The organism is Dendronalium phyllosphericum CENA369 (genome assembly GCF_016056275.1).
Taxonomy (GTDB): domain Bacteria; phylum Cyanobacteriota; class Cyanobacteriia; order Cyanobacteriales; family Nostocaceae; genus Dendronalium; species Dendronalium phyllosphericum.
This window is the reverse complement of the sequence record NZ_JAECZA010000338.1, coordinates 32,951-53,330: the sequence shown is the minus strand read 5'-3', so window position 1 is coordinate 53,330 and position 20,380 is coordinate 32,951. Positions and strand designations below refer to the sequence as shown.

Annotated in this window: 19 protein-coding genes and 1 other RNA gene; 4 read left to right on the top strand and 16 right to left on the bottom strand. The window is 42.3% G+C overall.

The features are described from left to right. Window positions 1–224: 224 nt before the first annotated feature. From I8752_RS36950 to ssrA, 4 genes are all read right to left on the bottom strand, one after another. Window positions 225–4,010, bottom strand: coding sequence for a carbamoyltransferase C-terminal domain-containing protein (locus I8752_RS36950; protein WP_214437089.1), 3,786 nt, complete (start codon window positions 4,008–4,010; stop codon window positions 225–227). A 137-nt stretch (window positions 4,011–4,147) separates the two neighbouring features. After that, window positions 4,148–5,605, bottom strand: coding sequence for a PAS domain-containing sensor histidine kinase (locus tag I8752_RS38530; protein ID WP_214437088.1), 1,458 nt, complete (start codon window positions 5,603–5,605; stop codon window positions 4,148–4,150). A gap of 263 nt (window positions 5,606–5,868) precedes the next feature. After that, window positions 5,869–6,483 carry a cysteine hydrolase family protein gene (locus I8752_RS36940; RefSeq protein WP_214437087.1) on the bottom strand — a complete coding sequence of 205 codons (615 nt, stop codon included), beginning with the start codon at window positions 6,481–6,483 and terminating at the stop codon, window positions 5,869–5,871. A 655-nt stretch (window positions 6,484–7,138) separates the two neighbouring features. After that, window positions 7,139–7,529: a transfer-messenger RNA gene (gene ssrA / locus I8752_RS36935) on the bottom strand. Window positions 7,530–7,826: 297 nt separating this feature from the next. Between ssrA and I8752_RS36930 the strand changes: the two genes are divergently transcribed. The 3 genes from I8752_RS36930 to I8752_RS36920 all read left to right on the top strand — a co-directional run bounded on the left by I8752_RS36930 (window position 7,827) and on the right by I8752_RS36920 (window position 9,132). Beyond that, window positions 7,827–8,081 carry a type II toxin-antitoxin system Phd/YefM family antitoxin gene (locus tag I8752_RS36930; RefSeq protein ID WP_214437086.1) on the top strand — a complete coding sequence of 85 codons (255 nt, stop codon included), beginning with the start codon at window positions 7,827–7,829 and terminating at the stop codon, window positions 8,079–8,081. After that, window positions 8,074–8,340, top strand: coding sequence for a Txe/YoeB family addiction module toxin (locus tag I8752_RS36925; protein WP_214437085.1), 267 nt, complete (start codon window positions 8,074–8,076; stop codon window positions 8,338–8,340). Before I8752_RS36930 ends, I8752_RS36925 begins: the two co-directional genes overlap by 8 nt. Window positions 8,341–8,508: 168 nt before the next feature. Continuing rightward, entirely contained in the window at window positions 8,509–9,132 is a 624-nt protein-coding gene (locus I8752_RS36920; protein ID WP_214437084.1) for a hypothetical protein, read from the top strand. Between the two features lie 125 nt (window positions 9,133–9,257). Here the strand turns inward: I8752_RS36920 and I8752_RS36915 are convergent, their stop codons facing one another. The 11 genes from I8752_RS36915 to I8752_RS36865 all read right to left on the bottom strand — a co-directional run bounded on the left by I8752_RS36915 (window position 9,258) and on the right by I8752_RS36865 (window position 18,515). Beyond that, on the bottom strand, window positions 9,258–10,205 hold the full coding sequence (locus I8752_RS36915; protein ID WP_214437083.1) for a F0F1 ATP synthase subunit gamma: 948 nt from the start codon (window positions 10,203–10,205) through the stop codon (window positions 9,258–9,260). 90 nt (window positions 10,206–10,295) lie between these two features. Beyond that, window positions 10,296–11,816, bottom strand: a complete 1,521-nt coding sequence (gene atpA / locus I8752_RS36910; RefSeq protein WP_214437082.1) for a F0F1 ATP synthase subunit alpha — start codon at window positions 11,814–11,816, stop codon at window positions 10,296–10,298. A gap of 48 nt (window positions 11,817–11,864) precedes the next feature. Beyond that, complete coding sequence (atpH, locus tag I8752_RS36905) at window positions 11,865–12,419, bottom strand: ATP synthase F1 subunit delta (protein ID WP_214437081.1); 555 nt, start codon at window positions 12,417–12,419, stop codon at window positions 11,865–11,867. Continuing rightward, window positions 12,419–12,988, bottom strand: a complete 570-nt coding sequence (locus I8752_RS36900) for a F0F1 ATP synthase subunit B (RefSeq protein WP_214437080.1) — start codon at window positions 12,986–12,988, stop codon at window positions 12,419–12,421. The genes atpH and I8752_RS36900 overlap by 1 nt, the downstream gene beginning before the upstream one ends. Window positions 12,989–13,202: 214 nt before the next feature. Beyond that, a complete protein-coding gene (locus I8752_RS36895) occupies window positions 13,203–13,631 on the bottom strand; it encodes a F0F1 ATP synthase subunit B' (protein WP_214437079.1) in 429 nt (142 codons plus the stop codon). 183 nt (window positions 13,632–13,814) lie between these two features. Continuing rightward, window positions 13,815–14,060, bottom strand: a complete 246-nt coding sequence (atpE, locus tag I8752_RS36890) for an ATP synthase F0 subunit C (protein WP_015112744.1) — start codon at window positions 14,058–14,060, stop codon at window positions 13,815–13,817. 191 nt (window positions 14,061–14,251) lie between these two features. Continuing rightward, window positions 14,252–15,013 (bottom strand): F0F1 ATP synthase subunit A, encoded by a 762-nt coding sequence (atpB, locus tag I8752_RS36885; protein ID WP_214437078.1) that lies wholly within the window; start codon window positions 15,011–15,013, stop codon window positions 14,252–14,254. Window positions 15,014–15,074: 61 nt separating this feature from the next. Further along, window positions 15,075–15,518, bottom strand: coding sequence for an ATP synthase subunit I (locus I8752_RS36880; protein ID WP_214437077.1), 444 nt, complete (start codon window positions 15,516–15,518; stop codon window positions 15,075–15,077). A gap of 502 nt (window positions 15,519–16,020) precedes the next feature. After that, the gene (locus I8752_RS38320; RefSeq protein WP_214437076.1) at window positions 16,021–16,596 is read right to left on the bottom strand and encodes a PEP-CTERM sorting domain-containing protein; all 576 of its coding nucleotides are present in this window, start codon (window positions 16,594–16,596) and stop codon (window positions 16,021–16,023) included. 225 nt (window positions 16,597–16,821) lie between these two features. After that, complete coding sequence (locus I8752_RS36870) at window positions 16,822–18,003, bottom strand: class I SAM-dependent methyltransferase (RefSeq protein WP_214437075.1); 1,182 nt, start codon at window positions 18,001–18,003, stop codon at window positions 16,822–16,824. A 164-nt stretch (window positions 18,004–18,167) separates the two neighbouring features. Continuing rightward, window positions 18,168–18,515 (bottom strand): type II toxin-antitoxin system HicB family antitoxin, encoded by a 348-nt coding sequence (locus I8752_RS36865; RefSeq protein WP_214437074.1) that lies wholly within the window; start codon window positions 18,513–18,515, stop codon window positions 18,168–18,170. A gap of 97 nt (window positions 18,516–18,612) precedes the next feature. On the opposite strand from I8752_RS36865, the gene I8752_RS36860 reads away from it, so the two are divergent. Beyond that, the gene (locus tag I8752_RS36860) at window positions 18,613–19,368 is read left to right on the top strand and encodes a 2-phosphosulfolactate phosphatase (protein ID WP_225896150.1); all 756 of its coding nucleotides are present in this window, start codon (window positions 18,613–18,615) and stop codon (window positions 19,366–19,368) included. A gap of 126 nt (window positions 19,369–19,494) precedes the next feature. Here I8752_RS36860 and I8752_RS36855 read toward each other — a convergent pair whose 3' ends face one another. Then, window positions 19,495–20,025, bottom strand: a complete 531-nt coding sequence (locus I8752_RS36855; RefSeq protein ID WP_214437073.1) for a hypothetical protein — start codon at window positions 20,023–20,025, stop codon at window positions 19,495–19,497. Window positions 20,026–20,380: the final 355 nt, after the last annotated feature.

Sequence of the window (20,380 nt, the reverse complement as noted above, 5' to 3'; positions counted from 1 at the left end):
TGTTTGTCGAAGTTGGTGCTGAATTAGGCAAACTGGGCTGGATATACAATAACGCCCGCGCACTAATTTTTAAGATAACGCCTACAGTGACAATCTCTTGCAAGGGACTGGTATTTTACTCAGCAACGCCACTTGCTACTCTGCGAGAAGCCGCGCGGAGCGCGTCTACAAGTCGGGGAACCCGCCCAACGCAGTGGCTCCTCAGCATTCTCAAACTAATAGTACTAGCGTAGATAAGACGAAACACAGGTTGGGGTAGTTTTGGTTTGCAATTCTTCAATTTTCAAACCTTCTGTGGTAGGTGGCTCGTTCAATCGCCGATTGCTTCTAACATTGGGGACTTCGGGCGTTAAGTATAAAATTCCTTTATAAATCAATTCATAGAGCCAATCTTGATTAGTTGCCGTTGCATAGGCTGACCATTTAGGTCGGCATTGATTGATGTCTTGCAACAAGCGATACATTTGTTCGTTGATTGGGTAAGTCGTGAAATAAGGATTATTCAAACAGAATAACTCGATTTGGCGCTCTTCTGTTCTAGGACTAGTCTCTAGCCGGAATCGCAAATCAGGAGACATTACCAAAAAGTAATCTTGGATTGGCAATTGTGCTAATAATTCCCGTTGCTGGAAATACTCCTGTACCTGCTGGTGAATTGGCTGACTCGGATTGTGGATTGTACGACTGTAATAGGAGCCTTTATGAGTAGTGTCGAGCCGACAGATGAGGATATAACCAAAGTTAACTGCTTTTAAACCTGTGGTATGGAAGTTTTGTAGCCACTGGTCTAACTCAATATTGTATTGCTCCAGCGTTTGATTAAAGGCTGTATGGCAATGGGGAACTGAGAACAGAATATCATTGCGATCGGCTGTACTTAGCACTAACTTATGAGCCGCTCCACCCTGCCACCAGTTCTCCAGTTTAGACTCATACTCTGCAATATTCACCAAATCCGTAACAATAAATAGCCTGCCATGAGGTGCAAGATACTTTGCACTTTCAGAAATGATTCTAGCCACAATCTCTTCGCCACTAACGCCTCCATCCCGGAAGCGACAATCCTGACTGGGACTGGGAACAAAGGGGGGATTTGCCAGAATTGTATCGAAGTCACCAGAAACAGCTTCGTAGAGATCGCCGACATAGAAGTGAGTATTGTATACTCCATTGAGTTGAGCGTTAAACCGAGCAAAGCGAATTGCGCGGGGGTTAATATCAATTCCGATCGCAACTCTGGCATAACGACTAGCTACTAAACTTTGAATGCCGCTACCACAACAGAGATCCAAAACTCGATTGACTGGATATTGGGGAGCTGTGTAAACCAATCCCATACTATCCATACCTACGTACATCACAACGTCTTCAGTAATTCGATCTTCAGCCAAGATCGTGTAGCGATGATCGGTAGCTATATACAGTCCCGCAACAGCAAATAAATCGACTCGTGAAGTCCAGTCTTGACCGCGCTGAATCAGCATACCCAAGCCACATAAGCTTAAGAAGACTTCTTCACCAAAAATTTCTTGCAGTCTGGCTTTTGTAAATGCGCCCCGCAGTAAGAATAGCCGAATCAAGTCTCCTAATTGAGATTGGGGCAATTGATAGCGATCGTAGTAGTGTAGATATGTCGGTTCAATTTGTTGCTGTGAGGTAATGCCTAGTAACTGGCAAATATTAGTTTCGTTATAACCTGCTTGCTGTAGACATTCATGCAACTTACCTAAAATGCGTCGGGCTGAAAAGTTTTCATTCTCAAAAGGAGCAAAGGTTTGGTTGGAAGCTGAAGGCAGTACTGAATCTTGGGGTAATGCTCGATCGTAGGAATAAGCAGGTTCTAGTCTGTAAGTATAGAGTTGTTGATTTGCCCATTCAATGCGTTGGCTAAATTCAAAGTTAGTCAGACGTAAATCGACTCGCATTTTTTCTAGCAAACTTTCAGGCGCATTCAGAACGGCTAGCAACAGCTTCACTTCTTCAAAAGTGTAGTTTGAAGGGGGGACTTGCTGCTTGAGATCGACTACAGTAGATGTGCCTAAAGGGTTGAGTAGTAAGATCGCATCGCCTGAAAGCTTAGTCTGGAAGGAACCATAAAAGGAATTGTCAGGAAAGAGTACACTTGTTTCTTTGTATTGAGCGCCCCAAGCGGAGAGTTCCTGCAACTCCTCAAAAGACCAAGGACAGCTAACTGTTTGTCCGAAAAATAATGCTCGATCGAGCTTTGCCATTAAATCGCTGACATCGGGGGTATTTAGGGGAAGTCCATGAGGCAGCACAATATCGCTACCAACTTTTGCTAGATGATCCTCGTAGCTACGAACGGGTACGTGTCGTTTGCAGATCCAGAAGTTCTCGATCGCTAAATAATCAATATCTGTCCCCAAGAAAGTGGCGATCGCCTCCAATGGAGTTTCTACAATGGGTTGTCCTGCTACATTAAAGCTTGTATTCAGTAATACAGGCGGCCCTTGTCTTTGCTCGACTAATTTGTAGCACAGTCGATAAAAATAGGGATTATCCTGCTCCGTCACTGTTTGCACTCTTCCCGTACCATCCACATGGGTAACTGCTGGGATCTGCTCGTGGTATTCAGGTTTAATAGGCGAAACAAGTAGCATGAAAGGCGCAGCAATCTCTTGCTCGAATACCTGGGAAACAGCTTCTAGAGGTATGACTGGTGCAAAGGGACGAAATGCTTCTCGAAACTTGACCCGCATATTGACAATATCTTTCATTCTTTTAAAGGTAGGATCGGCCATAATTGACCGATGTCCTAATGCTCGCGGCCCGTACTCTGTACCGCCTTCAAAACGAGCAACGATACTGCCTTGTGCCAATACTTGAGCCGTGCGAGCGATCGTCTCATCTGCTGTTAACTCTTCAACTTCGATAGAGTCTTGGAAATGTCGCATCGCCTGGGAAACTTGCTCCGAGTCGTACTGACGACCTAAAGTTGCCTGAGTTAACAATACTCGCTTTTGTCCCGCGCCCACTGTATTGTATGCCCATAAAGCACAACCAGCGGCAATTCCACTATCGCCAGCAGCGGGAAAAATAAAGATATCATCTAGTTGGAGTTGCCGTAAAAGTTCGTAGTTGGCAACTGAGTTTAAGCCTACACCACCAGCAATACAGAGTTTTCTCAATCCAGTTCGTTTGATTGCCAAACTAATAAGATGCAGTAATGCTTGTTCTAGCTCTTTCTGTACTTTATAGGCTAAGTCAACTAGATAAGGACGGAGGTAGGGTTTGCCTTCCCCTGTGTCATAGCGTTTTTCTAGGGCGGCGACTTCCAAAAAGATATCGTAAGCAGAAATTTTCAGGCTAAAGGAATCTTCTGTTGTCTGAATCCAACGATGCCAGTTGAGTTGTTCTTTGCCAAAAGGCGCTAAACCCATGAGTTTGCCAGCTTCCGCGTGCTGAATCTTTTCACCTACTTTGGTTACGAATCCGGCTTTGCGTGTGATGTACTCGTAAACAAAGCCAAGAGTTGAGAGTTGCGCCAAGTGAGCCGCAACCATTTCGTTATGCAGCGTTGTAATTGTCTGTCCTTTTCCCTCGTAAAGAGTATAGGATTCAGTGTAATGAGCGGGTGTTGTACTACCTGTCGCATCTGCCACGAAGATGAGTGCTTCATCAAAACCAGAAGGCCAATAAGCAGAGTAGGCATGAGCCAAGTGATGGCTGGGAATTCGCATCACTTTATTTGTGGTTTCAGCGGGCAGTACTCGCCGGAGAATATCGGGGGCACAATCGTGACCGGGCATATTGGCAGTAATTGATGCCAGGTCGCCGAGGGTGATGTTACAAGCATCCAAACAGTAACGCATTGCTTCGGCTGGAATCTGCATTTGTGCAGCCACACCAGGAGCATGAAGCATATAACCAGGACTATATTTGTGGCGGTCAAGCCTTTCTTGTTCAATTGCGACTAAAATTTCCCCATCTTTGGCGATCGCCACTGAACGCTCGTGTCCTAAATTCATTCCCATGTGGTACTGTGTCATTGCTTTCTTTCCTCACTCACTAACCGTTGCGATACCGAATATTTCTGTCACTTCATTCCCAGCAAAACAGTTCAATTAACTGCCGATGGCGATCTATGTACACAATTTATACTGACCCCTACTGTAAAAATTAGTTTTTAGGATGAAAGTGCGATCGGCAGCTTGATCGAAAACTCTGTTCCCTTGTCTACCTCTGAAGCACACTCCAACAATCCGCCATGCTTCTCTACAATTATTTGATAGCTAATGGCAAGACCTAACCCTGTTCCTCTACCCACAGGTTTTGTGGTAAAAAATGGGTCAAAGATTCGTCTTTTGGTCACTTCAGTCATGCCAATACCATTGTCAATAATCCGAATTGCAATATAGCGATCGCCAGCGACTTCGGTGTGAATCTCAATTATGGGTGTAAAGGAAAGTTCTCTATCTTTTTGTTGTACTCCCTGACAATGTTTCCCATCGATTGCTTCGCATTGACAGCGAGATACAACCGCATCGATTGCATTGCTGAGTAAGTTCATAAATACCTGATTCAGTTGTCCGGCATAGCACTCTACCCGTGGCAATTCGCCGTACTCTTTAATAACCTGAATAGAGGTGTTGTTTGCTCCTTTGAGACGGCTTTGTAAAATCATTAAAGTGCTGTTGAGTCCTTCGTGGATATCAACAGGTTTAATCTCCGCTTCATCTAGACGAGAGAAATTACGAAGTGAAAGTACAATTTCGCTAATTCGATCTGCCCCCATTTGCATAGAAGACATCAGTCTGGGCAGGTCAGATAGCAAGTAATTTAATTCGATATTCTCGATCTTTTCTTGGATATCCTTGGCTGGAGCGCAATAATGTTCTTGATAAAGACAAACTAAATCCAATAAGTCTTGGATATACTTATTTGCATGAATGATATTGCCATAAATAAAGTTGACCGGGTTGTTAATTTCATGAGCAATCCCAGCAACTAACTGTCCTAAACTAGACATTTTTTCTGCATGAATTAGTTTTGCTTGAGTTTGTCTCAGTTCTTGTAAAGTTGCTTCTAGCTGCTGTTTTTGCTCTCTTAACTGTTCTTTTGATTGTACAAGCGTTGCTTCTGTTTGCTTGCGTTCGCGGTTCTCAACTCGAAGTTGCTCGATCCGCATTTGTAATGCTGCGTTTGCCTCTCTGAGAGCGGCTTGTGCTCGTTTGCGATCGGTGATGTTCGTTAAAGAACCAGAGATTTCTCCCTGAGCTTCGGAACGAGCTGATAATTCTAGCCAAATGATTTCTGTGTTTTTATGATGAAACCGTAATTCCCAACAGGCAAGATCCTGCTGGGTGTGCATCTGCGTTAAAAAATTTAGCCAAAGCTCTCGATCTTCAGCATGGAGATAGTCATCTATTGGACGGTTTAAGCATTCCGCTGCACTATACCCCAATGTTAGCGTCCAAGCTTTATTCAAAAGTGTAAGATTTCCTGCTTTATCGCACTTAAATACTATTTCACGTAGATTTTCAACTAACTCTCGGTAACGTCGTTCCGATTCTGATATTTGTTCGATTAAACGATACTGAATCTGTGTGTGCAGTTCGTTATCAGCCAAAAACTCTGGTGTCATAAGGCGTTATAAAATATAATCGTTTTTATTTGGATGAGATGATAGGTCTAACTGAATAACTGTCTCGCTATCATGTCAGATTTTAAACACCTTCTGTAAATGCCCCTGATTTTAAAATCAACAGCGTTTAATGCAGGTTTTATTTATTATGTTTATATGTAAAAAAGATTTTTTAATTCAAAAAGACACAACAATCTAATGCGAGCCTGATTAAAGAGAGTCAAGCTTCAAGAGATTATTGTTAGCAAAATTATTTTTAGTACTTATGCGGTCATTGTTAACTCTAAACAGCAAAATAGTTCTGTATGAGTCATGACATCTGCATAAAGTGGAAAAATACTGTTGCAGTAAAACTCTTGCTCAAATACAGTGCGAGCTGAAGTACAGTCCGACAGAATGGTTACATGATAGCCTTTTTCATGGGCAGACCGTCCCGTAGAATCAATACATATGGATGTCACAGCACCTGCTATAACGACATCTGCAATCTTATGTTGTTTGAGAATTTCATCAAGGTTTGTATTAATGAATGCATTAAATCCTCGCTTTCCAGGTACTTCCAGAATTCTATTTTGGAAAGAGTGTAAGGCTTCTATTGCCTCTGAGCCTGGAGTTCCCATTTGAAAAGCGTTTGATTCTTTGATGGTTTTAAGAATACCAATCGGCTCGATTAATTCTTCATAGTTAGATGTAAAGAATATAGGGGTCGTTACAATCAGTGTAGGTGTATGGGTAAGACACTCAAGAAGATGAACGGTGTTTGATATAACGTTTGTAACTTTGGATGATTCCTCAACTACTCCATATAAAATTCCATTTGGTGAGAAGTAATCATTTTGATATCCAATTAAAATAAGTGCTGTTTTTTGAAATTCCATAAATACATTTTTTGGGTTGATGTAGAACAGCGAAAATTAGTTTTTTTTTAAATAAGGGTTAACCCGCTTAATAGAGTATAAAAGAGTACAAGTTTAACTTTGTAGTCAAGAGTGAACGCTGCTATTCTCCGTTAGTAAAATGCTACCAATCGTATCCAAAAACCCGAATCAGTAATTTCTTTGAAGTTCAGTGATAGTTATATCAATTTTCTACAAAGTTCAACTCAATACAATCATGGCAAGCAAGTACCATTTTGCAGCCGAGGTCAAAAACTCTGAAGTGATTAAAACTCTGTAATAATGGAATAATTAACACTTTTGGTTTATGGTGCGTAGATATGAAGCAGCTTGTTGCAAGAAATCGTATTCTCTGTGAATAGCGCTCGAATATTTGATGAGTTGCTGATATAAATAGGAGTAAGCTGTTACGCTTTGAAATTGCACATTGACCAAAGTTAACTGTTGACAGTCAAAAGTCAGCTGTCAATAACCACTATGAGTATTTCTGAAAATTAAATGCGCTGTAGCTTAAAGGTTTTGTGTTTTTTTGCTACATTTATTGCAACTTAGTAGATTTATACGTATTTGATAAAAAAATGAGAGCAGAAACTTCTGCTCTCATTTTTGGTTTTCTAGTAGTATCAAGTGCTTTATTTAGTGGATCCGAGCAGAGTCGAACTGCTGTCCAAATTGGGTATTGACCCTCCGCTCATTCACAGGTTTAGCCTATCTGACCCTCAAGGCGGGAATCGTTCATTATCCCGAACGTAGGATGCTCTGATTAAGTCTTAGCTCGCAAGCCAACCAGAGAACACTTGCTAGAGCATCCGTTGGGGTTTTGTCTTTAATCCTTAACGGAGTCAAACTAAAGACGCTCGAACCTGTAAGAGGCGTTTTAGGCTGCTACTAGAGCTTCCTTACGAGCAAATTTTACGATGTTATTCGCATTTACTTTTTTTTCGAGCCTTTGATTTCCGAGAGACGACTCACTCTCGACCTGAATCACAAAGCAGCGTTCGCCAACCTGTCGAAACCGTTACGGACCCATGCGCTTTATACTTTTATTATAGTTCCCTATGGAAAAAATGTGTTACAAGATGACAAAGAAATATTAAACTCTCATTCAAAGGATTGAAGTCTATCGGCGAGACAATGCTCAGTTAAAGTTGGTGACGACATTGCTAGTAGACGATGTAATGACATCGCCGTTACTGCCTAACTTTGCCTGTGAAGTAGCGCGTCTTTTTGTGTCACGAGGTTAATTTATTTCGCAGTTGTTTGGGATTTCTGAATATATTTTGAATTGCTATACTTGTACAATAAACAGTACAAGAATGAAGTAAATGAAAGTTGTGTCTTTTAGCGAAGCGAGAAATAACCTCAAGGCTGTTTTAGACCGAGTGGTGGAAGATGCTGACTATACCATCATCACCAGACGGGATGCCGAGGATGCTGTAGTGATGTCGCTAGAGTTATTTAATAGTTTGCTGGAGACTGTTTATTTACTCAAGTCTCCCGCTAATGCCACTCATTTAGAGCGTTCTATTGCTCAATTCAAGCAGGGGAAAGTGGTGGAGCGAAATTTGTTGGATGACTAGAAAGCTAGTATGGACGGATGAAGCTTGGAACGATTATTTATACTGGCAAGGACAAGACAAGAAAACTTTAAAACGAATTAACAAACTCATTGAGGCAACAATCCGACTACCGTTTGAGGGGATAGGAAAGCCAGAAGCCCTGAGAGAAAACCTGGCTGGCTTTTGGTCGCGGCGAATTGATGATACGAATCGGTTAGTTTATGCAGTGGATGATGAGTATTTAACGATTATTGCTTGTCGATATCACTATTGTGATTGACATCTTCGTTCTGGCTTTGCTTTGCGGGCAAGAAGGCGATCGCTATCAGATTCGCCATCAAATTTGTAAATTAAAGTATAAAGTATGATTATAGATAAAGTTTGTGTTGGACATAGCGATGCCTACAGCAGGCCGCACCTACGCTATACCTAGCCTATTATTCTAACTATGACTAAACCAAAAATTCTCCAAGAAGAGCGTGAATATACTTTTCGCTCTTATTTTGAAATGACCTATCCACCAGAGGAAATTTTAGGAGAGCTAGGCTATAAATTAATTCGGTCAAGATTATCATTACCCAAAACTCAAAAGACTCTTGACCGCTTGCTAGATTTGCAAGAACGGATAGAAAGAACATTAACACGAGTTAGTTTAACTAGCGAAACCGCGCGTCGAGAAACACTGGTAGCACCTGTTTTATTGGAAGTTGCCATATATTATTGTGATTGTCAGTTACGGATTGAATACCCGCTAGTTGTGAGTAAGTGGTTGAAAGGTAATCTAGATTATTTACTACGTGCAGAACATAATTTATTGGTTGTAGAAGCAAAAAACGACGATTTAACTAGAGGATTTACCCAATTAGCAACAGAATTAATTGCCCTCTCCCAAATTGAAGAACAACAGTTTCAATATGGAGCAGTGACAATTGGTGATGTGTGGAGATTTGGAATGCTGAATGTGAAAGCACAGCAAATTACTGAAGATATCACCATTTATTCATTACCTGATGATTTAGAAGCATTAGTTAGAGTTTTAGTGGGAATTATAGAAGATAATTCTGTAAAATAAAAAATTACTGAAGAACCTTATTTTTTTACTGTCGCTAATCTTCATTAAAAGCAAAAATAGCTAATCGCTAGTTTGAAACTTACTAGCAATTAGCTATTTATTACATACTAACAATAAATGATTCCTTAAGTTAGTGCTTCAGCACCGCCAACAACCTCAAGGAGTTCTTGAGTAATAGCGGCTTGTCGGGCTTTGTTGTAAGACAGCGTTAGGGTGTTGATTAACTCACCAGCGTTCTCGCTAGCATTGCTCATGGCTGTCATTCGCGCCGCTAGTTCGCTAGCAGCTGATTCTTGCAACGCCCGTAATAGCTGGTTGCCCAAATACAGGGGTAACAGAGAGTCGAGAATCTGTAGTGGATCTTGCTCAAAAAGCATGTCACGGGGAAAAGCACGGACTTCTTGAGTCACTTTTTCCCGTTCGACTTGAAATTGACCGCCACGGGTTGTTAAGCGGAAGATTTCGTCATCGGCTGCTTCTAAACCTTGCGGATCGAGAGGTAGCAGGGTTTGCACCACGGGACGGGAGCTAACCAAGGAGACGAATCTGGTATAAATTAACTCAATGCGGTCTACTTTTTCCGAGAGGAATAAGGAAAGTAGTTGGTCGGCAATCTCATTAGCTTCTGCTGCGGTGGGAATTTGTTCCAAGCCGCTGTATGTGCCATCAATAGGCTGATTGCGGCGTTGAAAGTACTGTGTTGCTTTTCGCCCAACAACCACAAATGTGTAATCTATACCTTCTGCCTTCAGTTCCTTGGCGCGATTTTCAGCGCGACGAATTACGTTACTATTGTAACCGCCACACAAACCGCGATCGCCTGAGATTACCAACAGCCCAACAGACTTAACTTGCCGTTTTCTCAGCAGTGGTAAGTTTGCTTCTTCAAACCGCAGACGAGTTTGCAGCCCGTACAACACTTGTGCTAAACGGTCAGCAAAGGGGCGAGTTGCTAGTACTTGTTCTTGCGCTCGACGCACCCTAGCAGCGGCCACTAGCCGCATCGCTTCTGTAATTTTTTTGGTATTTTTGACCGACTGAATGCGATCGCGTATTGCTTTGAGATTAGGCATATTCTTTGATGGTTATCAGTTGTCAGTTGTCAGTGGTCAGTAGTCAGTAGCAATTGACAACTGACTACTGACCACTAACTAACGACTAAATTACGCTGTTGCTTTGAAGGTCTTCTTGTACTCAGTTAGCGCTTCCTTCAAAGCAGATTCTTCTGAGTCACCTAGTGCTTTCGAGCCTTGCACTGCTTGGGCGTACTGGGGTTTGCCTGACTTTAAGTAATCCCGTAGACCTCTGGTGAAGGAGGTTACTTTGTCTACAGGAATGTCATCTAAATAGCCGTTGATCCCAGCGTAGAGAATTGCCACTTGCTCGTATACCGAGAGTGGGTCGTTTTGTGGCTGCTTGAGTAGTTCCCGCAAGCGTTGACCCCGTGCCAACTGGTCTTGAGTAGCTTTATCCAAATCGGAAGCAAATTGCGCGAAGGCTTGCAAGTCGTCAAATTGCGCCAGTTCCAATTTAATTTTACCGGCAACTTTTTTCATTGCCTTGGTTTGAGCCGCAGAACCCACGCGGGATACGGAGATCCCAGGGTTCACAGCGGGACGGATACCAGCGTTAAATAAGTCAGAAGACAAGAATATCTGACCATCGGTAATCGAAATTACGTTGGTGGGGATGTACGCTGATACGTCACCTGCTTGGGTTTCGATAATTGGTAGGGCGGTCATGCTACCTTTACCCAATTCGTCGCTGAGTTTAGCCGCTCTTTCTAACAAGCGGGAGTGAATGTAGAATACGTCTCCAGGGTAAGCTTCCCGTCCGGGTGGACGACGCAGCAGTAGGGACATTTGGCGATAAGCTTGGGCTTGCTTGGAAAGATCGTCGTAAATCACCAGGGTAGCTTTGCCCTTGTACATAAAGTACTCAGCAATCGTTGCACCTGTATAGGGAGCCAAGTATTGCAGGGTTGCTGGTTCACTGGCGCTAGCGGTGACAACAACGGTGTAGTCCATTGCGCCCTTTTCTTGTAGTGTTTGCACTACGTTAGCCACGGTGGAAGCCTTTTGACCGATGGCAACGTAGACACAGATTACATCTTCTTCTTTTTGATTGATGATCGTGTCAATTGCGATCGCAGTTTTACCAGTTTGACGGTCACCAATGATCAACTCCCGCTGACCGCGACCGATGGGAATCATTGAGTCAATAGCTGTAATCCCCGTTTGCATGGGTTCGTGTACAGACCGACGGGCAATGATACCAGGTGCTGGAGATTCAATCAAACGGCTTTCTGAGGTCTTGATTTCTCCCTTACCATCAATGGCACGACCCAAGGAATCTACAACTCGTCCTACTAAGGCTTCTCCTACAGGCACTTGAGCAATTCTACCCGTAGCCGTAACAGAGCTACCTTCTTGAATCTCATGACCTTCACCCATCAGCACCGCACCCACGTTATCTTCTTCTAAGTTCTGGGCGATGCCGACTGTACCATCTTCAAATTCTAATAACTCCCCAGCCATAGCCTTTTCCAGACCATAGATCCGGGCAATACCGTCACCAACTTGCAGGACTGTACCAACATTAGCAACTTTGACTTCTTGGTCGTATTGCTCGATTTGTTGCTGAATAATGTTGCTGATTTCGTCTGGTCTAATTGATATGCTCATGTGTCTATTGTTTTGCTTTCGAGACGGAAGAACTTAATATTTAATTTTTTAGCTACTTAAACGCAAAGACAAGCGGCGCAACTGACCCCGTAAGCTGGCATCCACGATCTGCGAGCCGACTTTAATAATTACACCACCAATTAACTCGCGGTCTACCTTAGTTTCTATTTCTACCTGACGAGCATTAGTAATGGCAATTACTTTCTCTTTAATTGCTTGCTGCTGCTCTTCGGAGAGGGGAACAGCAGAAGTGACTTCCGCTAACACGGTTTGATTCAACTGCCGCAATAAAGCTAAATACTGCTCTAATATTGGTTCTAAGAACAAAATGCGTCGTCTGTCTACCAATAGCAGTAAAAAGTTGCGTAAGTAAGTGTTAGAGCCTTCACCACCAAGTATTCGGCTGATAACTGCTTTTTTGTTCTCAGGCTGAATAAAGGGGTTGTCGATAAAGTTTCGTAGTTGCTCTGAATCTTTCAACAAATTCAGTAAAGAACGAGCATCTTCGCCAAACTCTTCTGTCAGATTTTTCGATTGTGCTACCGACAATAAAGCCTGTGCATAAGGTTGGGCAACTTCGGCTGTTTCTACATTACTTTTCATCAGCGTCCTCCCACCTGCGCGATACTACGGTCAATTATTGATTGTTGAACGTCATCAGCAATACCAGATCGCAACTCTGACTCAACTTTTTGCAATGCTAGGGCGGCTACTCGCTGCCGCAGTTCGGCTAGCGCTCGCTCTCTTTCGGTGTTTAAATCTGCTGCTGCTGTTTGTTTCAAGCGTTCTACATCTTGTGCTGCCCGTGTTAACGTGGCTTCTTTCGCCTTTTGAGCGTTTTCTTCGGCTGCTTTGCGGATGCGTTGTGCTTCAGCCTGAGCCTGAGTCAACTGCTCTTGCGCTTGGGAAAGGGAAATCTGTGCCTCTTTCAAGCGTCCCTCTGCTTCCTGAATTGCTGTGGCGATATTGGCTTGTCGCTCGTTCAGGATATTGCTTAAAACTTTACGTCCGAAGTAGAATAATATGCCAACCAGAATCGCTAGGTTAATAAGATTGGTTTCAAAAATGTCTATGTTTAGACCGAAACCACCCTCCGCTGCGCCTTCTGCCAATTCAGAATGAACAGCGTTCGCTTCTGCGGCAAGTAATAAGAATGTGCCCATGATACCCATTTACAAGTGCGCTGCTCGCTTGCTAATACATTGTATTTTCCCCAAGGGAAATCAAGTGCTTGGCTCCAATGGGAAATCAAGTGCTTGGCTCCAATGGGAAATCAAGTTTCTTTTCCCGAAGGAAAAAAGTGTCTCTTTACACTTAATTAAGCGCTCTGGGACTAGTGCCCAGTTGCGCCCAGAATTTCAACAGAACCAGTGTTAGTCAATTTATCTAACTAAAAGTTGGCCCCAATAGTTTTTCTAGAATTTGCCTGCTAAGAGCATCAACTCTTTGTTCTAACTCACTTAAAGCTTGCTGTTTTTGTTGTTCTATCTCCACAGCAGCCTGTTCTCTTTGAGCTTGAGCTTCTTTTTGCGCCTCAGCAATTTTCTCGGCAGTAATTTTCTTGGCTTCAGCCTGAGCAGCTTCTATAGTAGCTTGCGATTGCCTGCGAGCATCTGCTAGCTGCTGCTCGTATTCTTGGGTTAACCGCTCGGCTTTTGCCAAGCGTTCCCGTGCGTCAAGGGTATTCGTTCGGATGTAATTATCGCGATCGTCCAGTACCTTGGTCAGTGGCTTATAGAAAATTACATTCAACAAAGCTGCCAATAGCAGGAACTGCAATGCCATGAAGGGCAAGGTAGCATCGAAATCAAACATTTGTCTCCTCTTTGGCTGGAGTAGCAGTTTTCATGGCTAGCACCATCATCCAACCTTTCGTATTTTAGAGACCCATAGCCAACAAGGGTCAACTTAACATCAGAACGACTATAAATACCCAAAATATTTTGATTGTAGAGGCGTGATGGTTCACGTCTCCACATGCACAAAAACTTTCAGGTCTTAGGCGAAGGGGTTAGCAAACAGCAACACCAGGGCAATAACTAGACCGTAAATGGTCAGGGATTCCATGAAAGCCAAGGTTAATAGCAAAGTACCCCGAATTTTTCCTTCAGCTTCGGGTTGACGAGCAATACCTTCTACTGCTTGACCTGCGGCATTTCCTTGACCAATACCAGGGCCAATTGCAGCTAAACCAATTGCTAGAGCAGCAGCCAGAACTGAAGCAGCAGAAACTAATGGATCCATGTTGATTTTCCTTGCTTTGATTACAGAACTTACAAAAGTACGTTAACTAGTAAAGACGTGTTTTTCCCACCGAAGTTTGCTCGGAGGGAAACCCTCCTTGCAACTTCTCGCTGCACCGAGTTCTTACAAATCGCGCTTGGCGATGTTTTAAGCGTATACGCTCGTCGGAACTGTGCTATCAACTGAGAAACTTAATGCTCCTCATGCTCTTCTCCGCCGTGTCCTTCCATCGCCTCATGAATGTATGCTCCGGCCAGGGTAGCAAACACTAGGGCCTGAATGGCACTGGTGAATAAACCCAAAGCCATTACAGGCAGAGGTACAAATAAAGGAACCAGCAGAACTAGCACCGCTACTACCAATTCATCCGCTAAAATATTGCCAAATAGACGGAAGCTGAGGGAGAGGGGCTTGGTAAAATCTTCTAGAATTGCGATCGGCAATAGTACGGGTGTTGGCTCTATATATTTCTTAAAGTAGCCCAAACCCCGCTTGCTAAAACCCGCGTAAAAATACGCTAAAGATGTCAGCAATGCCAATGCTACGGTCGTATTGATGTCATTAGTAGGAGCCGCCAATTCACCTGACGGCAGCTTGATTAGCTTCCAGGGAATTAGAGCGCCCGACCAGTTCGATACGAAGATAAACAAGAACAATGTGCCGATAAATGGCACCCAAGGGCGGTACTCTTTCTCACCAAGTTGGTTTTTTGCCAGATCCCGAATAAATTCTAGGGCATATTCCATCAAATTCTGGATGCCTCTGGGAATTCTTTGGGCGTTGCGAGTAGCAGCTATGGAAGCTATTACTAAAATGCTAATTACAAACCATGAGGTGAGAAAAACTTGCCCATGAATTTTTAGATTTCCCAACTGCCAGTAGAAATGATGACCTACTTCTAATTCGGCGAGGGGAAATGAATTAAAGGCGTTTAAGACACTAAGCATTTGCATTCTTCAAGCATTTTCCCCAACGAGCGAGGATGGGATTATTGTCTTTGTGAGCCTGATTTTGTTAAGAATCAGGAATGAACGCAGTTTGCACCATGTAGACGAGGAGCGTGGCTTTGTAAGTTAGAAATCCCAAAAATATGGGTACAATCTGTAGCTCACGCCATTGAGTTGCCAATACTATCAACCCAATAAATAGAGCAAAACGAGTTTTGCTCAGACGTTTTTTATCATCGCCTAGTTGCTCAACGTCTTTAGCCAGCATTTTTAAGTAAACCACACCTGTACACGCTCCAATCAAATAATTCAGAGCAATGTTTAAGGAATAAAAAATCCACACAGAGATAAAAATAATCCCCGTCAAGACAAGTGTGATTGCCAATAACTTTTGGTAGAGTTGATAAAACTCTCCCATGGAGTTATCTGATTCTGCGTCTCCAGAACCAGATTTGGCATCTTGTCGTGTTGTTGTCGGAGTGGGTGCAATTGGTTCTTCTGACAAGCTCACGGGACTTGAAACCAGTACAGCTAACTATGTGATGACTGCACATTCAGTCAGCTGAATCATATCACGATCCGGTAACAATACTTTAGAAAAAAACAATTAACTTCTTGTCCCAGTTACATACCAAGCGAAACTTTGCCCTACGAAGCTAGAGAGCGATTGAGGTATGAAGCAAAGAAAATTCAAAATTTCGGCAAATTTTCGCTTTATTTTAGTGAATAACTATCCTCCAAGGTTGTTGTATCATCAAGGTCTTGGTGTTGCAATTAAGTCGGTGTTAAGAAAATTAGCTGCTTGAGGAGAAATGGCACTGTTGCTGAATTTTGCTAAACTCCAACTTGTATTGAATTGTCATACCCAATTTTCGGAGCAATTGCTGGGTACTCTTCTAATCTACATTAGATTTATTAAAAGCTGCTATGGGCGATCGCCCATCACCACCGCAGGAAGATGAGGGCGAAAGACTTATAAAAATTTCTCTTGCGTCCCTCTGTGCCCTCCTGCACTAGGAAGCTATTTGCCTACGCTTCAACCACCAGCCAAACCCCAGAGCGATCGCTGAACTACTCACTGTCAAAGGTTCGGGTACAGGCGCGTTAAAATCAGAAATTGTTACACTTGCTCTACCCAGCCTGTTGTCTTTTGTCGTCACCCTAAAGCTGAATACATCCCCTGCTGCAACTGTTGTACTGTAAGTTCCCTGACCTTTTGCTTCTAAAGAACTGGAGAAAATATCAGTGCTGATATCATTTTTGACAAAGCTAAAAGGGTCGTATGCAGCACCATCTCCTGTTTCTTCAGTTAAATAATTCCACTTAAAGTTGACTACTCCATTAGCTACTGCTGTTATTTTGTAATCGGTTGTACCTAGAATATTACTATTAGTGTCTCCCCCATAAAGTTGGATCTGTGCGGGGGCATCACTAGTATTCACATACCCATTAGTGTCTATATTTACCAATGTCCATTTACTAGGTTCATAAGCACCAACAAAGGCTGCTTCTGCTGGTTTAGCGATCGCAGCGGCGAAATAGAAGGTGACACCAGCAGCGATCGCGCCCAGCTGTTTAGCTAATTTCACTAGAAGATTCTCCTAATTTAGTATTGGATAATTTCAGCACAAGTTCGTAACACAAGTGTATGAGGAGATTTAGTCTTTGATTTTTTATGTACAGAGCAAAAAAGATTATTAATCAAATTTTTAATCTATTTGCTATCTATAAAGTTAGTATAAATTTATTTTTTTGTACAAGTATCTATCTCAGTAATTATAATTAAGCGCTATAAAGCGCTCGCAGTAGTTTTATTAACTTGGTGTTAACAAAATTAGTCGTTGCTTGAAGAGCGTTCTGACTTTTTCTAACTCTATTTGTATGCTTGCCAATATCTCTGCCACTGTTGACTTAGCATCACACGCTTGCAGAAACTCAAACTCTTCTTGAGACAAATTGACAATCTGGTAATCTTGGTTAAAGAAACCGCGACTTGGCCATCCATCCATACAGGGATTGCGTTCGGGAATTGCTGCCAATAAAGCTTCATCCTCTAACCAGTCGGTTTTGATGAGAGGAGGACGACCGAGGAAAAACTCATAATGAGTTACTTCTGGATCTAATAATTCTATCAGGCGGTAACGTTGGCGATCGCTCAATCCTTGTGCCCTTTCTATCAAATTTGGGGCTTTGCCCAAAAGTCTTTCTAGCTGCCAAAAACCTGGATTTGAGAAGTCAATAAATTCTAAGCCGGAAGCATCAATTAATTCAAACAAAGTCTCAATGTTGTAGTCAATTTCTTGGGGATGAACATACATATCGGCAAAGTGTTCATCGTGGTGGTTTTCCATTGACCAACGTTGTTTTTCGTATTTGACAATTCTGTTATTTTCTGGTAAGGAAGCAAATATTTGCCGCCCGACTTGCACGCCATCGCGGTAGTCGCCTTTTTTGTCACCTTGGAGGAGGGCGATCGCTTTTTGCATGAGTTGAATTTCCCAGCGTCCCAACTCTCCATAGACGAAGATGTGAAAAAAACCGCCAGGGGCTAGCTTCTTAGCTAAAGCTTGAATTCCGCGAATTGGATCGTGAGTATGGTGCAAAACGCCAACACAGTTAATTAAATCAAACTCGCCAGGTAACTGTTCCACATCGAACAAGCTAAGGTTATGAAATTCGACGCGGTTAGCACCAGAACGCTGACACCGCTCTTTTGCCATTGCCAAAGCACCAGCACTGAGGTCAATTCCCACGACATTGGCTTGGGGATTGAGGTGAACTAAATATTCCGTACCTACTCCTGTACCACAACCAGCATCTAAAATGCGGATATCTTGCCTTTGAGGTTTTTGACCTGTGCAGAAGCTATAAGCAGATAGCCAATTCCAGCGCCAGTTATAGCCTGGAGGTGGTTCATCCAGTAGGGGGTCAGAGGGAAAGGGGTATGTGTTGTAGAGTTTGGCGACAGCAGCGCTAACAGTTTGGGGATCTGACATGATGAGTAAAGTTGCAGCAATTCTGAGTTTATCGAATGCTGGACACTTCAGGTAGACAGATAATTGCTAATTGCGATCGCTATCATCTCTTATGCGTTGCGTGACTAGTGGATGAGTATTTTGAAATAAGGAAAGATGGTCTGTATCTAATATCCACATAATACTCACTTTGTCTCATCGTCCAAGTCAATTTGTCTCCGTTCAGCTTCTATGGATTCCAGCACCTCAGTAAAAAGTGGGTTATCTTTGTGCATTCCCGCAAATTTCATCCAAGGGTTTTCTACTTTGGGTGCTTCAATTTCCAAAGTAACTATCTTGGCAGTTTCTAACCGAGTTTGCAAACTTTGACTAAGTTTTTCTATTGCTTCTGTTTCTGTACTTCCTGAACCTTGGCAGTCTGGTAAACTTAGCAATGTTGCTTTAACTGTGCCATCTGGTTGATTTTCAATCAGCACATCATAAGTTAATTTAGGTACTATTTTGCTAAAGGAAGTTTTTACACTTGTATTCATACTATTTACAACATTCTAGTTTTATATTGATTATACTTTGTCACAGAATTATTAACATTTACTTACTGCCTAACTTAGTTAATTTGTGATTTGATTTTTGATAATATTGTTTTTTGCGATCGCTCTCATGATTTATGACCAATCAGAGTTTGATTTGCGCTGTGAATGGGGTTCGCAAGGAGTTGCTAGACTCGCTCCTATTAGCGATGTCGTTATCATAGTTGACGTTCTCTCTTTTTCAACCTGTGTGGAAATTGCCACTAGCAATGGCGCGATAATTTTTCCGTATCCAATAAGGGATGAATCAGTCAAAGATTTTGCCAAGTCAGTGCAAGCCGAGTTAGCCAATCATCGACAAAATTGGACTGCAACTGGATATTCTCTTTCCCCAAAATCGCTAACTCAGATTCCTGCTGGAACGAGACTAGTTTTGCCCTCGCCTAATGGTTCTTTTCTCACTTTACAGACTGGAAATACACCTACTTTGGCTGGGTGCTTGCGAAATTGCCAAGCTGTAGCGCAATTTGCTCAAAAGTACGGCAATAAAATTGCAGTGATTCCTGCTGGTGAAAGGTGGAAAGATGATGGTAGCCTCAGACCTGCATTTGAGGATTTGCTTGGCGCTGGGGCAATTCTCAGTTATTTGCAAGGAAATCTGTCACCAGAAGCCGAAGTAGCTGTAACAACATTTCAAGTTTTCCAGAAAGATTTACTAAGTTACTTGAAAAAATGCAGTTCTGGTAAAGAGTTAATTGCAGCGGGGTTTGAGTCAGACGTTGAACTCTCAGCAATCTACAATGTTAGTAATTGTGTGCCATTGTTCGTAGAAAATGCTTATATAAAACAGCTGTAATTATCAATTAAAAATATAAAAACTCAGTTTTAGTTATTTTCTAAACTTTGAGAATCATCAAGAAGTCAGAATCTACCTTTAGTAGCACAAAAATCATTCTGACTTCTTTTTAGTCAAACTCATCAATCAAAGGTCGCATTCATGAGTTTGGCAGTATTTTGCATTATTTATTAATCCTTGTAAATCTTTCAAGGGAATTATCTGAAATGCTGACCCACCTTCTACCTTGGCAGTAATATAAGCAAAACTTGTGCCGCGATAAAACTGGTCGCGGCCAACTTTTGTAACATACCGCGATTTCTGAAAATCATTGGCAATATTGGAATTGTAGATATTTTTTAACAGTTTCACAGCTGGGGAATTTTTGGTAGTGAATTTGAGGCTTGAGTCTCCACTAACGGTTATTCCTTCTTTAGTAACTGTTCCATTTTCAGAAGTGACATCAGCATAAAAATATAAGTTTCCTTTTGTACCACCATAACCATGTGCTTCGCTGCTATATGTCAGGGTTGGTAGTTGAGATTTTGTCTTTGCCCACTTGATAACGGTGTTAATGTTTTGTCCGGGGAGTGCATTAGCAGGAGTAACAGCTAAAACAATAGCTAGGGCTGAAGCGGCAGCACTTAATATCTGGTTATTTTTATGACTTTTATTCATGGTAAATTTTCGGTCTCAGAATTCTGATAGCTACACCTTAACTCACCAGAATTTCTGAGTCATCCAAAAATTTAACTTGGATACATGTTGTCGCAGTCAAATAAAATTAAGTATTAAGATCGAGAGCGAAGCAAAGTATTTCTGTGAGTTTTGAATTTTTTGTTACAAAACTTCAACTTTGTCTCAGAGAAGTAAGAGCGTTGACGTTTGTACTTGGCGATCGAGGCTATAAATTCTACATACTTCTTAATAAATCACCAGCGCAAACGCAAAACGTTCTAATCTAAAAGCTGACTGGGTTAATTTACTGGCGTTTTGAAGGCGGTACTCTTAAGGCAGAACCACACCGATGTGT